Genomic DNA, 14,219 nt, shown 5'->3' on the forward strand with positions numbered 1-14,219 from the left:
TCGCCCCCGGGATCGGGCTACAGCTTCCCGTACAGGAAGAACGCCATCACGAACCCGAAGATGACCAGCGTCTCCGGAAGCACGAACAGCACCAGCATCAGTCCGAACATCTCCGGCCGCTCGGCGATCACGCCCGCCGCCGCACCCAGGATGCGGGACTGTGCGATGCCGGTACCGACGGCGCCCAGGCCGATCGCCAATCCGACGCCGATGCCCATCGCGCCCGCGCCGGGGCTGACCTCCGGTTTTGCCCCCGCCTGTTGCGCCGACGCGGCCAGCGAGAATCCGATCACGAACAGCGCCGCGACGGTCAGAGCGAGCAGGACATTCCGTTGCCTCACGAGACTCCACCTCCGGTACGTTGGAATGGGCGATAGCGGTGCCCGGTGTCCTGGTAGTACTTGAACGCGGAGAAGAACTCGACCCAGAAAAGACGTGCCGGCTGCAGAATATGCCCGATCAGCGTGAGGCCGAAGAACAGCATGTGGCCGAGCGCGCCGACGAGCACGCCCAACACGAGAACCGCGAACCCGCTCCCGAGCTGGTTCGCCACGTTCGCGAGCGCCACGGACGCCATCCCGACCGCGAAGATTCGCGCGTACGAGATGAACGCGCCAAACGTGGAAATCGACTCCATGACCCACATCAGGCTGGAGAGCGACACGGAGAGGACGAGCGCGAGCAGGAACACGACCGCGCTGACGAGCATCACGGGACTGAAGAAGCTCGACGGGAGCACGTGGACCTGGGTCGCCATCCACAGGAAGACCGTGGTTCCGCCCCCGATGAGCGCGAGCGCCTCGAGGAGGTCCTTGCGGTGCCGGTGCCTGACCGCCTTGGCGATGTGCATCACTTGACCGAGGTAGACCTGCACGAGGCCGAACCCGATCGACAGGTACAGGTACGTGGTCAGGTTCTCGATCCGGTCGAACATCGGGTGGAACCCCGGGAAGAGCCGTTCCGGCAGATACCCGAAGAACTCCCCAAAGACCACGCCGAACACCATCGTCCACGCGGTCATCCAGCCGAGCAGCGTGGCCACCTGACGGAGGATGGGCACCGGCAGCGTGAATCCGAAATCCATGCCGGCGATGACCGCGCGCCACGGCCGACCCAATCTCGCCCGCGAGGCGAAGAACAGCGTGATCGCGAGCAGGAGCAACCCGTACCCGACGTCCCCGATGATCAACCCCACCCACAGGGGCATGCCGACCGCGAAGAAGATCGTGGGGTCAAACGTCCCGTACTTGGGCGGATCGAAGATGGCGAGAAACAGCTGGAACGGCTTGACCCACCCCGGGTTGTCGAGCAGCACCGGCACCTGTTCCGCGTGGTGGATCGGCGCCGGCTCATGGAACACGAACACGTCGGCGCCGAAGCGCTTGCGCAGCGCGGTGCGGATCGCCCCGACCTGACGCGTCGGCGCCCAGCCGTACAGGGTGAACGTATAGCGCGATTGCGGGATCTGCAGCATCAGCTCGAACCGATGCACCGCGTCCCGCGCGACGGTCGCGATCGCGGCCACCTCGGCGCGCCACTTGCGCGACAGATGCATCAGCCCGGCGCGCAGGTTCTCGAGTTCCCCCGGCAGACGGCGGCCGCGTTCTTGCAGATACGGCACGGCCTCGCCGAGCGGCTTTCCCTGGACGCTGGCCGGGAGCCGGAGCTCGCTGGCGCCCGCCCGCGTGAGGGCCCCGCGCACGGCCTCGGCATCCTCGGCCGTAAACGCCACCACCACGCCCACCCGCCGGTCGTCCACCTGGCGGGCGACGAACGCCGCGCGTCCGTGGGTCGCCTGCGCCAGCTCGGTGCGCAGCGCCTCGACCGCGCCCGCCTTCGCCTCGAGGACGAACCCCGCCGCGTTCACGCGCGTGCTCGTCTCGAGGAGCGCGAGCAACGGCCCCAGCGCTTCGATCGCCGGCCCGTAGGCCCGGAGCAGCTCGAGCTCTTCCTCCGCATCCAGCAGCCGACGGGTGAGGTCCTTCGCCTCCGCGTCGATCGGCTCGACGCGCCGGCGAAGGGCATCCGGGGACTGGCTCAGGAACGCGGCAGTGTCGACGATGGGGATCTCGATTGCGGGAAGCAGGGCCAGCACGCCCTCCGACAACGCGCGCAGGGCGTCCCAGCTGGCGCGGTCGGCCTGGTCGGCGTCCGACAACTCACGCGGCGCGAACGTCTCGTCGGCCGCGCGGACGTGGTCGACGTGGAGCGCGCCGAGTTCCTGGACCGCCTCCACGACGTCCCGCTGAAGCCGCCGGGGCCCGAGCACCGTGATCCGGCTCATGGACACAATCATTCGCGGTCCCCGAGGACCTCGCGCACGACGACATCTGCGGCCCGAGACAGCCGCTCCGCGGCCCGCGTCCGAATTGTCTTCGCCTCGGCGCCGGCGCGCTCGAGGATCTCCGCCGTGACCTTCTGCGCCTCGGCGGTCCCCGCGGCCGCGGCCTCCGCCGCCTCGCGCTCCAACTGCCCCCGGGCGCGCGCACGAATCTCCTCGGCCTCGCGCTGCGCCTGCTCGACGAGCCGCGCGGCCTCGGCTTTGGCCCTGGCTAACTCTTCCTGTAGCGAACGCTCTTTGTCGGCAATTTCTCGGAGGATCTGATCGTCGGAGGAATGCGTAGAGGCATCAGATTGTGCCATGGACACTCCCATAGACAAAAAAATAGCGCCCGTGGACCGAGGCCGTTCTCGCTCCCACGCGGCCCTCGGACGCCGGGGCCGTTGGCTGATCCGATCGTAACAAACCACGCGAAGCCCTGTCAAGGCCGGTGCGGGTGCGGCGACGGCGCTCATGCGGACGCCTCCGGCGAGTGCGCTCTGCTGACGCAGGCCCATTCTCGCACCGCGCCGGCGGGCCGACAATTCCGCGCGAGGTCATGGCCCGCGCCGGCCGTCCCGGCGCGGGAACGCTAGACCCGGAGCAGCATCGACGCGCGCTGGACGAGCCGGATAAACGGCTCAGGGAATACACCGAGCAGGAGCGTCGCCGCGGCGGTGACGCCGAGCACCGCGCGCGCCAGTCCGCCCTCGGGGGCCGCGGACGCATCGGCCGGTGCGGGCGCGTACATTACCCGCAGCACACCCAGGTAGTAGTAGAGCGACGCGGCGCTGTTCAGGATGCCGACGACGGCAAGCCAGCCGAACCCGCTCTGCAGGGCGGCGCCGAACAGGCTGAGTTTCCCCCAGAACAACGCGGTCGGCGGCACGCCTGAGAGCGACAGCATGAACACGACCATGGCGAGCCCCGACAGCGGCGCGCGCCGGGCGAACCCAGCGTAGTCGGCGATCGCGTCCGAGCCGAGCGCGCGTTCGGCCGCGATCACGACGGCGAACGCGCCGACGTTCGTGAACACGTACGCCAACAGGTAGTACAGCACCGCCGCGACGCCGGACCCGACGGCCGTCGGTGACGCGACCAGCGCGACGACGCCGATCATCATGTAGCCGGCGTGCGCGATCGAGCTGTACGCGAGCATGCGCTTGATGTTCTGCTGGGACAGCGCGAGCAGGTTGCCCACGCTCATCGTCACCGCGGCGAGCGCCGCGAGGATCGGGACCCACGCTCCGGGGGGCAGGGCGACGTAGAACACCCGCAGCAGCGCGGCGAACGCGGCGGCCTTGCTGCCGACCGACAGAAACGCGGTGATCGGCGTCGGCGCGCCCTCATAGACGTCCGGTGTCCACTGGTGGAAGGGCACGAGCGATGTTTTGAAGCCGAGCCCCGCCAGGATCAGCACCGCGGCGACGACGACGAACGGCGCGGGCATCTCGGCGATCCGGGGGGCGAGCCGGTACAGGTTCGTGCTGCCGCCCGCCCCGTACAAGTACGAGAAGCCGTACAGCATGATCGCCGACGCCGCCGCGCCGAAGAAGAAGTACTTCACCCCCGCCTCGCTGCTCTTGCGGTCGCCCTTCAGCGAACCCGCGAGCACGTAGGAGACGAGCGACACGAACTCGATCGCGAGAAACAGCAGGATCAGATCGGCGGCCGCGGCCATCGCCACGAGCCCCAGCACCATGAAGACCGTGAGCACGTACACTTCGCCCTCGTGCGGCTGGCGCCGGTCCCGGAAGAACGCCATCGCCGCGAGCAGCACGAGCAGCCCGCTCGCCTCGGCGACGATCTTGAAGAACGCCGCGAACGCGTCGATCGCGTACGTGCCGCCGAAGACGAGGCGCGGCGCGACGCCGAGCAGCGCGAAGGACGGCACCAGGGCGACGGCGAGGCCCGCGACGCCAATCCACCCGACGAGTCGCTTGGCCTCGGGGCCGGTGAACAGCTCGATGACGAGCAGTCCGAGCCCGAGCAGCCCGAGCAGCAGCTCCGGGGTGATCAGCCGAAGATCCACGCGCGTCCTCCGCCCATCATCGGACCAGGCTCAAGATGTTGGTCATCGCGAGGTTGATCATCGCCACAAGCGGCCCGGGGTAGATGCCAAACAGCACCATCAGCGCGCACAGCGGCGCCACCGCCCACCGCTCCCGGCCGTCCAGATCCGGCAGCGCCGCCCACCGCGTGTTGAGCGGTCCGAAGAACAGCCGGTACACCGCCCACAGGAAGTACGCGACCGTCAGCACCACCCCGACGAGGGCGAGTACCGTCAGCGCCGGGTAGATCTGGTACGCCCCGAGAAAAATGAGAAACTCGGCGACAAACCCCATCAGCCCCGGAAGCCCGAGCGACGCCAGGATCGCGAGCAGCGCGACCCCAGAGAACACCGGCATCCGCGCCCACAGCCCGCCGAACTCCGTGAGATTGCGTGTGCCCGCCTCGCCGTCCGCGAGGACCCCCGCAACCAGGAACAACGCGCCGGTGATCACGCCGTGTGCCAGCATCTGCAGCGTGGCGCCGCTCAGCGCCTTCGTCGCCGCGTCCGTGAGCGGTCCGCCGCCGCCGGCGGCCGCCGCCGCGGCCACCCCGAGCATCACGTAGCCAAGATGCCCCACGCTGCTGTACGCGATCAGACGTTTGAAGTCGGTTTGCGCCATGGCGACGAGCGCCCCGTAGACCGCCCCGATCACGGCCAGGACGGCAACCAGCCCCGCCATCTGCCGGAACGCGTCGGGCAGCAGCGGGAGCACGATCCGGATGAACCCGTAGGCGCCGAGCTTCGACAGCACGCCCGCGAGCAGCACGCTCCCGGCCGTGGGCGCCTCGGCGTATGCGTCGGGCAGCCACGTGTGGAACGGGAACAGCGGCACCTTGATCCCGAACCCGAGGAAGAACCCCCAGAACGCCAGCACGGCGAGCGGCAGGCTGTGCGCCAGCGGCCGCTGGCCGATCAGCTCGACGATGTCGAACGTGCGGGGCGAGGCGTGCAGGTACACGAGCAGGATCGCGAGCAGCATCGCGAGCGAGCCCGCGAGCGTGTAGATGAAGAACTTCATCCCGGCGTACGCGCGCCGAGGCCCGCCCCAGATGACGATGAGAAAGTACACCGGCACCAAGCTGACTTCCCAGAACACGTAGAACAGGAAGAAATCGAGCGCCACGAAGACGCCGATCAACCCGGTCTCGAGCAGCAGCAGGAGGATCATGTACTCCTTGACGCGCGTCTCCACGCGCCAGGAGTACGCGACGCACAGGGCGACCAGCAGCGCCGTGAGCACCACAAGCGGCAGGCTCAGCCCGTCGGCGCCGAGGTGATAGCTGATCCCGATCGACGGAATCCACGGGATACGCTCGACGAGCTGCAACGCACCGGCGCGGGCGACGGCGATCGCGGCCGCCGCCCACACCGCAGCGGCGAGATCGGCGAGCGCCGTCACCATCGCGACGATGCGAAGGGTGGGCAACCGGTCGCGGGGGACCGCGAGCAGCGCCAGCGCGCCGGCGACCGGCAACCAGAGGACGACGCTTAAGAGGCCGCTCACCAGGCCAGCCTCACCAGCACGATGATCACGACGCCGAGCGCGGCGAGCAACAGATACGTTTCCTCGCGCCCGGTCTGGACGTACCGCAGGCCGAGCCCCAGCTGGCGCGCGCCCCAGCCGACGAGATTCACGAGGCCGTCGACGACGTACCGGTCGATCGCGCCGGCGAGCCAGACGACGACGGCACCGACGCGCACGAACACCCACTCGTAGGCGTCGTCGACGTAGTACTTGCGCACGAGCAGCACGTACAGCCACCGCAGATCCCGCTTCAGGCGCTCCGGCGACGCGATCCGCCAGGGATAGAGCGCGCCGGCCGCGACCCAGCCGGCGACCGCAACGGCGACCGACGCCAGCAGCACGCCGGTGTTGCCCGCCGGGGCCCCGGCCCCCACGAAGCGGATGAACCGCCCGAACGGATCGCCGAACGCGTCGGCGCCCACCCATCCCAGCACGACCGCGAGCACGCCGAGGATGACGAGCGGCACGGTCATCACGGCGGGGCTCTCATGGGGCACCCCGGCATGCCCGCCGCGCGCGTCCGCGGGCGCATCGCCGCCGCGAAACTCCCCGGCAAACGCGTACCAGCAGAGCCGCCCCATGTACAGCGACGTCAAGAAGGCGCCGGCCAGACCGAGCAGCCAGAGCGTGCGGTCGTGCGTGTAGGCCGCGAGCAGGATCGCGTCTTTGCTGAAGAACCCGGCGAACGGCGGGATCCCCGTCAGCGCGAGCGTCGCCGCGACGAACGTCCAGAACGTGATCGGCATCGCGCGGGCCAGGCCGCCCATCCGCTTCAGGTCGTTCGTCGCGACGGCGTGGATGATGCTCCCGGCCGCGAGAAACAGCAACGCCTTGAACACCGCGTGCGTGATCAGGTGGAACATCCCGGCGCTGTACCCGAGCACCCCAAGCCCGAGCATCATATAGCCGAGCTGGCTCATCGTCGAGTACGCGAGCACGCGCTTGAGGTCGTCCTCCACGACACCCATCGTCGCCGCCGCCAGCACAGTGATCCCGCCGACGTACGCCACGATCGTCAGCGCCTCGTGTCCCGGGGACAGCAGGAACAATGGGTACGCTCGCGCCACGAGGTACACGCCCGCCGCCACCATCGTCGCGGCGTGGATCAGCGCGCTCACCGGCGTCGGGCCTTCCATCGCGTCCGGCAGCCACACGTGCAGCGGCACCTGGGCGGACTTGCCGACCGCGCCGCCGAACACGAGCAGCGCCGCCACCGTGAGGAACGGCCCCCCGAGGCCCCCCGTCCCGATCGCGTGGAAGATCTCGTCGAACCGAAGCGAGCCGGTGCGGAGGTAGAGCATCAGGATGCCGATCATCATCGAGAAGTCGCCGATCCGCGTCACGATAAACGCCTTCAGCGCCGCGCGCGCCGCGGCCGGACGCTCGAACCAGAACCCGATCAGCAGGTAGGAGCACAGGCCGACGAGCTCCCACCCCACGTAGATGAACAGCAGGTTGTCGGCGAGAACCAGGAACAGCATCGAAAACTGGAACAGCGACAGGTACGAGAAGAATCGCGGGTACCGTGGGTCGCCCGCCATGTAGCCGACCGAGTAGATCGTGATCAACGACGCGACGCACCCGACCATCGCCAGCATCACCGCGCTCAGCGGGTCCACGACGAACCCCACGACGAGCGGCCGGCCGGCGGCGATCCACGTGAACGTCAGGTCGGCCCGCGCGCCCGCGGCCGCCTCGGCCAGCACCGCGAGGCCACCGAGGGCGGCGAGGACGATCGCGGCGATCGAGACGTAGGCTCCGCGGCCGGGCAGCCGCTCCCCCCAGAACGTCACCGCGACGAACGCGGCGAGCGGGAGCAGCGGGATGATCCACACGGCGGCGGTCATCGGCGCGACGCTACCATTTCATGAGGTTCAGATCGTCGACGTAGGTGGTCTCGAAACGGCGGTACGCGGCCAGGATCAGCGCCAACCCGACCGCAGCCTCGCACGCGGCCAGCGTGATCACGATCAGCGCGAAGATCTGGCCCTGCATCGCCCCGGGCGCCGCGTACTTGTTGAACGCGACGAGGTTGATGTTCGCGGCGTTCAACATCAGCTCGATCCCCATGAGCATCGCCACCGCGTTGCGGCGGGACAGCACGGCGTACAGCCCGAGGCCGAACAGGAGCGCGCTGAGGACGAGATAGTGCGCCAGCGTGATCATGCGTCGTCCTCTTTCCTGGCGATCATGATCGCGCCGACCAGCGTCACGAGCAGCACGACCGACGTGCTCTCGAACAACAGCAGGTTCGGGCCGAGAAAGCTCTGCCCGATCGCGCCCGGCGTGTACGACGGGAGCGTCCCCGCCCCCTGCGCCCACGGCGTGCGGCCGGCGAGCGCGACGAACAGCGCCGCGACGGCCGCCGCGACCGCCGCGGCGATCGGGGCCTGCTCGTTTCGCTGCCGGACGCGCAGGCCGGTGCCGCCTTCGGTGAGCATGATCACGAACAGGATCAGCACGGTGATCCCGCCGGCGTAGATCAGCACCTGGATGCCGGCAAGGAACTCCGCGTTCAGCAGGATGTAGACGCCGGTCACGCCGAGCAGCGCGGGGACCAGGGCGACCGCGCTGTGCACGAGGTTTGGGCTGCTGACGACGACGATCCCCGACGCGAGGATGATCGCCGCGAGCACGTAGAAGGCGATCGCTTCCCCGCTCATCGATGCGCGCCCGTCACGAAGTACGCCGTCACGACAAGGTTCAGCAGCGCCACCGGGATCAGGACCTTCCAGGAAAAGCCGAGCAACTGGTCGATGCGGAACCGCGGGTACGTCCACCGCACCCACATGAACACGAAGACCAACGCATACAGCTTGATCAGGAACCAGACGACCGACGGCAGCGCGGGTCCGTGCCAGCCGCCGAGAAACAGGGTCACGGCAAGCGCGGCCATGGCGAACATCTCGCCGTACTCGCCGAGTTGAAAGAGCGCGAAGCGCATCCCGGTGTATTCCGAGAAGTACCCTGCCACCAGTTCGCTCTCGGCCTCCACGAGGTCGAACGGCGCGCGGTTCACCTCCGCGGTGGCGGCCGTCAGGAAGATCAGGAACGAGATCGGTTGCGACACGACGAACCACAGATGGGTCTGCATGTTCACGATCGTCACCGTGGACAGCGAGCCGGCGAGCAGCGAGATCGTGATCAGCACGAGGCCGATCGGGATCTCGTAGCTCACCATCTGCGCGGCCGAGCGCAGGCCCCCCAACAGCGCGTACTTGTTGTTCGACCCCCATCCGGCCATGAGGATCCCGACGACGATCAAGGACGACGTCGCGGCGAAATAGAGCACCCCGATGTTGAGATCCCGGAAGATCAGCGGCCCCCAGCGCGTCGCGCCAAACGGCAGGACGACGTAGTCCAGCAGCGCCGCCAGCGGCACGATCACGACCGCGCTCGCGAAGATCGCGGCATCCGCGTTCTGCGGCACGATGTACTCCTTCTGGAGGAGCTTGATCGTGTCCGCCACCGTCTGCAGCAGGCCCCGGGGGCCGACGTGTGTCGGCCCGATGCGACTCTGCATCCAGCCGCTGATCTTGCGCTCGAGCAGGACCCCGAACATCGCCGCGACGACCGCCACGCCGCTGAAAATGACGATCGTCCCGACCACCGCGCGCAGGGCCTCGAGGTACCAGGGCATCACGCCCATTCCAGCGCGCCTTTCCGCCACGCGTACGCGAGGCCGAGGGCCAGGATCGCGAGGAAGATCACGATCGAGGCGAACGCCGGCGGGCCGAGGCTACGGGCCACGACCGCCCACGGGTACAGGTAGATGATCTCGACGTCGAACACAACGAAGATCAGGGAAAACAGGTAGTACCGGATGTTGAACTGCGACCACGCCTGCCCGATCGGCTCCACGCCGGACTCGTACGTCTCACGCTTGTGGGGATACGAGCTCCGCGGGCTGATCAACCAGATGATCGCGAACGGCAGGGACACCATCCCCGCCCCGACGATCACGAAGATCGCGACGTATCCCCAGTCGAGCAGCATCTCTCCCCCTAACCCACGCGGCGGGATGCGCATCCCGCCGGCCGCGTCGCACACCGATGCCCCGTTCCTCGACCGCACATCGTCCGAGGAGACCCGGGGCCGTCAGGACGGTGTGTGTTCTTCCGTCCCCGACAGGGGACGACCGGGGCAGGTGTGTCGCCTCTCGGGGGCCGTCGGTAAGTGGTGCAGTGTGAAGAAACCTGTCCCTGCGATGGGGCAAATCACGGATGTCATCCTAGTATTGTTCGCGCACGGGTGTCAAGACTCCTATACCGGGGCCACCGCGTGCCGGGTCTCGGGGGACACGGTCGCCAGCAGCTGCACGAGCACCGCGGCGATCTTGCGCGGATCGTGCCGCACCAGCTCGTGCTCGCTGATGAGATCCTCGGGAGCCGGGCGCAGGCCGAGCGCGCGGATCGCGTCCACGTCCGGCTCGACCGGCTCCGCCCCCTCCCGGCTGTACCGGGCCAAGAGCGCCTGGTTGCGCGGCCGGCGATCGTTGACGAGCACGTGCTCGAACAACCCCGGTCCGGCCTGCTCGAGCAGCACCCGCACGTGGTCGGACGCCTTGAATCCACGCGTCTCCCCGTGCTGCGTCATGACGTTGCAGATGTAGACCTTCAGCCCGCGAGCGCGGCGCAGTGCGTCGGCGACCCCGTCGACCAACAGGTTGGGCAGGATGCTCGTGTACAGGCTGCCCGGCCCCAGCACGATGAGGTCGGCCTCCGCGATCGCGTCGAGCACGTCCTGGGGCGCGGGCACATGCGCGGGCTCGAGAAAAACGCGGCGGATCGTTCCGCCCGCGCGGGTGATGGCCGACTCCCCCTTCACGACCGTCCCGTCGACGAACTCGGCGCACAGGGTCACGTCGTGCAGCGTCGTCGGGAGGACGCGCCCGCGGATCGCCAGCACCTTGCTGCACTCCTTGAGCGCGGTCTCGAGATCCCCCGCGACCTGCGACATGCTCGCGATGAACAGGTTGCCGAAGCTGTGCCCGTCGAGCGCGCCGCCCTTGAACCGGTGCTCGAACAGACGCGTCAGCAACGGCTCTGCCTCGGCCAGCGCGACCAGGCAGTTCCGGATGTCGCCAGGCGGCAGGATTCCCTGCTCCCGCCGGAGCCGGCCGGACGATCCCCCGTCGTCGAACACCGTGACGACGGCGGTGAGATTCGTGCTCTCCCGCTTGAGCCCCCGCAGCAGCGTGCTCAGCCCGGTGCCGCCGCCGAGCACGACGATCTTTGGGCCCCGCTGCAGCTGTCGCTGTTGCACGAGCAGCTCGACGAGGCGCGGATCGCCGCGCGGCAGGAAGACGTCTACGATCGAGCGGATCGTCTCCCGCAGGCCGAAGATGATGATCGCAACACCGAGCAGGACCAGCAGCAACCCGCCGAGCATCGGGGAGAACACATGGCCGGTGACCCGGTAGGCGACGTCGATCGCCTGGATCAGCGCGAGCTCCAGCACCCCGAGCAGCTTCACGTTGACGACAAGGGCCACGCCGGTGCTGACCAGAAAGATCCCGACGGCCATCACCGCGACCCACCGCTTCACGCCCAACCCCGGCTCGAGCCAGCGCAACCATACGCGCAGCCGGCCGAAGGGGGCGCCGTTCGACGCTCCGTTCAGGCTCATTCCTTCCTCACATCCCGATGCTTGATCCGGACCGGATATCCCGCGTCGCGGAGAAACTTGGTGAGATCTTCTCCGACCACGACCGACCGGTGCTTCCCCCCGGTGCAGCCGATCGCGATCGTCAGGTGGGTCTTGCCCTCGGCGGCGTATTGCGGCAGCAGGTAGCCGAGCAGGTCGTGCAGGCGCCGCTCGAACTCCTGCGTCTGCTCCCACTGCAGCACCCACTCGCGCACTTCGGCACTGTGGCCGGGCAGGGTGCGCAGGGTCTCTACGTAGTGCGGGTTCGGCAGGAACCGCACGTCGAACACGAGGTCGGCGTCGAGCGGGATGCCGTGCTTGTAGCCGAACGTCGTCACGCCGACCACGAGCGAGTGCGCGCCGGACGCGCGGAGGAAGGTGTCGGCGAGCTCTTCCCGCAATTCGCGCGCGCTGAGCCCGCTCGTGTCGATGATCTTGTGCGCGCGCTCCTTGAGCGGCTGCAGCCGCCGCCGTTCGCTGCGAATGCCGTCGAGCACGCTGCCGCCGAGGGGATGCTTGCGGCGCGTCTCCTCAAATCGCCGCACCAGGACCTCGTCGGACGCGTCCAAGAACAGGATCTGGAACCGGATCCCCATCGCTGCAAGCCCGGCGAGAGCCGCATCGAGCGCGTTGAAGAATTCGCCGCCGCGCACATCGATCACAAGCGCGACGCGGCGGATGCGGCCCTGCGACTCCTGGATGATCTCCGCGAACTTCGGAATCAGCGCGGGGGGCAGATTGTCCACGCAGAAGAACCCCAGGTCCTCGAGCGCGTGCATCGCTTGGGACTTCCCCGCTCCGCTCAGTCCGGTGACGATGAGGAACTCGACGCCCCCGGCGACCACGGCGTCCGCGGGTTGATTGGTCGTCGGCTGCGGGAGGGTCGTCACACGGTCACCAGGCGGGAGAGCACGAAGCTGATCACGCTCAGCACGATCGCACCGACCAGCGCCGAGAAGAAGTTCACAATCACGAGCCGGTGGGTCACCGCGGCGACCACGTAGAGCATCCCGGCGTTGACCACGAACGTGAACAGACCGAGGGTCAGGATCGTCAGCGGCAAAGTGAGCAGCAGCAGGATCGGCCGTAAGACTGCGTTGACGATCCCGAGGACCAGCGCGGCGATCACGGCGTTCGTGAAATTGGCCACCTGCAGGCCCGGGACGACGAGCGTAGTCAGATACAGAGCCACGGCGTTGATTGCCCAGCGGATCAGCAGCCCGACCATGTGACTTCATTATAGCATGCCCCCCCGGCGCGACAGGGGATCGCCTCCGCGCCGCCGTACCCCATACGCGCCGTTCCGGATCGCATCGCTCCCGTCTCTCCAACGCGGAGCCCGCGGGGTGACAGGGTGTCTGTTCGCGTCGACGTCGCCGTGATCGGCGGCGGCGTCATCGGATCGTCGATCGCCTATCATGTGGCGCGCCGGGGCCGGCGGGTCGCCGTGTTCGACATCGCGGCCCCTGCGTCGGCGCCGAGTGCGTCGTGGGCGAGCGCCGGCGGCGTCCGCCAGCAAGGGCGGGACCCCCGGGAATGGCGCCTCACGCGCGAGGCCGCCGCCCGGTGGCCGGCGCTCACGACCGAACTGGGCGCCGATCTCGAGTACCGTCAGGGCGGGCACCTGCACCTCGTGGAACGCGACGAGGATTTGCGGGCCCTCGAAGCGCGCGTCGCCCGCGAGCGCGCCGCCGGCCTCGACGTGCACATGGTCTACGATCGGGACCTGCGCGCCGTCGCGCCGGATGTGATGGCGAGCGCGCGCGCGGGGGCGTACAGCCCGGGCGACGGCCAGGCCAACCCGAGGCTGACGACCCGCGCGTTCGCGGCCGCCGCGGTGGCGCGGGGCGCCACGTACTACACGAGCGCGGCGCCGGCCCGGTTACTCCACGACGGCGACCGGATCGAGGGCGTCGAATCGGCAGCGGAACGCGCGGCGGCGGAGTGGGTCGTGCTCGCCGCGGGCGCGTGGAGCACGCCCGTGGCCGCGGAGGTCGGACTCGACCTTCCCATTGCGACGCGCGCTCCTCAGATGCTGCTGACGGACCCAGCCCCCGCGGCGCTCGTTCCGACGGTCACCGCCGCCGGGCACCGCCTGTCGCTCAAACAGCTGCCGTCGGGCGAGTTCTTCATCGGCGGCGGATGGCCGAGCGACATCGACCACAAGCGCATGTCGTGCGCCGTGCGGAGCGAGCACGTCGACCGCAGCCGGTGCGTCGCGGCCGCCGTGTTTCCGCCGCTCCGGTTGCGACGGATCGCGCAGGTCTGGTGCGGCCTGGAAGCCCAGAGCATCGACGGGGTGCCGCTGCTCGGCATGGTGCCGGGACTGGACGGGCTGTGCGTCGCCGTGGGATTTTCCGGGCACGGTTTCCAGCTCTCGCCGGCCGTCGGCCGGGCGGTCGCCGATCTGCTCACGGGCCGCTGGACGGAGGCGCTCGAGCCGCTGTCGCCGTCGCGGTTCGTCTCCCTCGCCGCCGCCGCGATCCGCGCGTTCCGAAGCGAAGCCGACACCGGCATCCCGCCCGGCGCGCTCGGGTAGCGGGTCTCCTCCCGGGCGTTCGCGCCATCGAACAGCCGTGTCCCACGGAACGGCCGATATGCGTCCTGGTCGGACACGACGAGGAGTTCCGCGCCGTCAGGGTGCCCGACCGGCGACAATGGGTGTGACAGTGACG

General features: G+C 69.0%; 14 protein-coding genes. 1 reads left to right on the plus strand and 13 read right to left on the minus strand.

The annotated features are described in order from the left end of the window. Positions 1–17: 17 nt before the first annotated feature. The 13 genes from VKZ50_02910 to VKZ50_02970 form a co-directional block, all read right to left on the minus strand. Complete coding sequence (locus VKZ50_02910; protein ID HLJ58661.1) at positions 18–341, minus strand: F0F1 ATP synthase subunit C; 324 nt, start codon at positions 339–341, stop codon at positions 18–20. After that, the gene (locus VKZ50_02915) at positions 338–2,284 is read right to left on the minus strand and encodes a hypothetical protein (protein HLJ58662.1); all 1,947 of its coding nucleotides are present in this window, start codon (positions 2,282–2,284) and stop codon (positions 338–340) included. Before VKZ50_02915 ends, VKZ50_02910 begins: the two co-directional genes overlap by 4 nt. A gap of 8 nt (positions 2,285–2,292) precedes the next feature. Then, positions 2,293–2,643: a V-type ATPase subunit subunit G family protein gene (locus tag VKZ50_02920; protein HLJ58663.1), complete on the minus strand. Its 351-nt coding sequence runs from the start codon at positions 2,641–2,643 to the stop codon at positions 2,293–2,295. A gap of 269 nt (positions 2,644–2,912) precedes the next feature. Continuing rightward, positions 2,913–4,352 carry an NADH-quinone oxidoreductase subunit N gene (locus VKZ50_02925; protein ID HLJ58664.1) on the minus strand — a complete coding sequence of 480 codons (1,440 nt, stop codon included), beginning with the start codon at positions 4,350–4,352 and terminating at the stop codon, positions 2,913–2,915. Between the two features lie 16 nt (positions 4,353–4,368). Beyond that, a complete protein-coding gene (locus VKZ50_02930) occupies positions 4,369–5,877 on the minus strand; it encodes an NADH-quinone oxidoreductase subunit M (protein HLJ58665.1) in 1,509 nt (502 codons plus the stop codon). Next, a complete protein-coding gene (gene nuoL / locus VKZ50_02935; protein HLJ58666.1) occupies positions 5,874–7,745 on the minus strand; it encodes an NADH-quinone oxidoreductase subunit L in 1,872 nt (623 codons plus the stop codon). The genes VKZ50_02930 and nuoL overlap by 4 nt, the downstream gene beginning before the upstream one ends. A gap of 10 nt (positions 7,746–7,755) precedes the next feature. After that, positions 7,756–8,064: an NADH-quinone oxidoreductase subunit NuoK gene (nuoK, locus tag VKZ50_02940; protein HLJ58667.1), complete on the minus strand. Its 309-nt coding sequence runs from the start codon at positions 8,062–8,064 to the stop codon at positions 7,756–7,758. Beyond that, positions 8,061–8,561: an NADH-quinone oxidoreductase subunit J gene (locus VKZ50_02945; GenBank protein ID HLJ58668.1), complete on the minus strand. Its 501-nt coding sequence runs from the start codon at positions 8,559–8,561 to the stop codon at positions 8,061–8,063. The genes nuoK and VKZ50_02945 overlap by 4 nt, the downstream gene beginning before the upstream one ends. After that, positions 8,558–9,538 carry an NADH-quinone oxidoreductase subunit NuoH gene (gene nuoH / locus VKZ50_02950; protein HLJ58669.1) on the minus strand — a complete coding sequence of 327 codons (981 nt, stop codon included), beginning with the start codon at positions 9,536–9,538 and terminating at the stop codon, positions 8,558–8,560. Before nuoH ends, VKZ50_02945 begins: the two co-directional genes overlap by 4 nt. Next, a complete protein-coding gene (gene ndhC / locus VKZ50_02955) occupies positions 9,538–9,927 on the minus strand; it encodes an NADH-quinone oxidoreductase subunit A (protein HLJ58670.1) in 390 nt (129 codons plus the stop codon). Before ndhC ends, nuoH begins: the two co-directional genes overlap by 1 nt. Before the next feature lie 234 nt (positions 9,928–10,161). After that, positions 10,162–11,526 (minus strand): gluconeogenesis factor YvcK family protein, encoded by a 1,365-nt coding sequence (locus VKZ50_02960; GenBank protein HLJ58671.1) that lies wholly within the window; start codon positions 11,524–11,526, stop codon positions 10,162–10,164. After that, entirely contained in the window at positions 11,523–12,434 is a 912-nt protein-coding gene (gene rapZ, locus VKZ50_02965) for an RNase adapter RapZ (protein ID HLJ58672.1), read from the minus strand. The genes VKZ50_02960 and rapZ overlap by 4 nt, the downstream gene beginning before the upstream one ends. Next, on the minus strand, positions 12,431–12,772 hold the full coding sequence (locus VKZ50_02970) for a phage holin family protein (GenBank protein ID HLJ58673.1): 342 nt from the start codon (positions 12,770–12,772) through the stop codon (positions 12,431–12,433). The genes rapZ and VKZ50_02970 overlap by 4 nt, the downstream gene beginning before the upstream one ends. A 126-nt stretch (positions 12,773–12,898) precedes the next feature. Between VKZ50_02970 and VKZ50_02975 the strand changes: the two genes are divergently transcribed. Next, the gene (locus VKZ50_02975) at positions 12,899–14,083 is read left to right on the plus strand and encodes an FAD-binding oxidoreductase (GenBank protein HLJ58674.1); all 1,185 of its coding nucleotides are present in this window, start codon (positions 12,899–12,901) and stop codon (positions 14,081–14,083) included. The last annotated feature ends 136 nt before the right edge of the window (positions 14,084–14,219 follow it).

This window comes from bacterium (genome assembly GCA_035295165.1).
Lineage (GTDB): Bacteria > Sysuimicrobiota > Sysuimicrobiia > Sysuimicrobiales > Segetimicrobiaceae > JAJPIA01.

Bases quoted from the DNA above. Each gene is read 5' to 3' on its own strand.
- ndhC (HLJ58670.1), bottom strand. From the start codon at position 9,927: ATGCGCATCCCGCCGCGTGGGTTAGGGGGAGAGATGCTGCTCGACTGG.
- VKZ50_02970 (HLJ58673.1), bottom strand. From the start codon at position 12,772: ATGGTCGGGCTGCTGATCCGCTGGGCAATCAACGCCGTGGCTCTGTAT.
- VKZ50_02920 (HLJ58663.1), bottom strand. From the start codon at position 2,643: ATGGCACAATCTGATGCCTCTACGCATTCCTCCGACGATCAGATCCTC.
- nuoK (HLJ58667.1), bottom strand. From the start codon at position 8,064: ATGATCACGCTGGCGCACTATCTCGTCCTCAGCGCGCTCCTGTTCGGC.
- nuoH (HLJ58669.1), bottom strand. From the start codon at position 9,538: ATGCCCTGGTACCTCGAGGCCCTGCGCGCGGTGGTCGGGACGATCGTC.
- VKZ50_02960 (HLJ58671.1), bottom strand. From the start codon at position 11,526: ATGAGCCTGAACGGAGCGTCGAACGGCGCCCCCTTCGGCCGGCTGCGC.
- VKZ50_02945 (HLJ58668.1), bottom strand. From the start codon at position 8,561: ATGAGCGGGGAAGCGATCGCCTTCTACGTGCTCGCGGCGATCATCCTC.
- VKZ50_02915 (HLJ58662.1), bottom strand. From the start codon at position 2,284: ATGAGCCGGATCACGGTGCTCGGGCCCCGGCGGCTTCAGCGGGACGTC.
- nuoL (HLJ58666.1), bottom strand. From the start codon at position 7,745: ATGACCGCCGCCGTGTGGATCATCCCGCTGCTCCCGCTCGCCGCGTTC.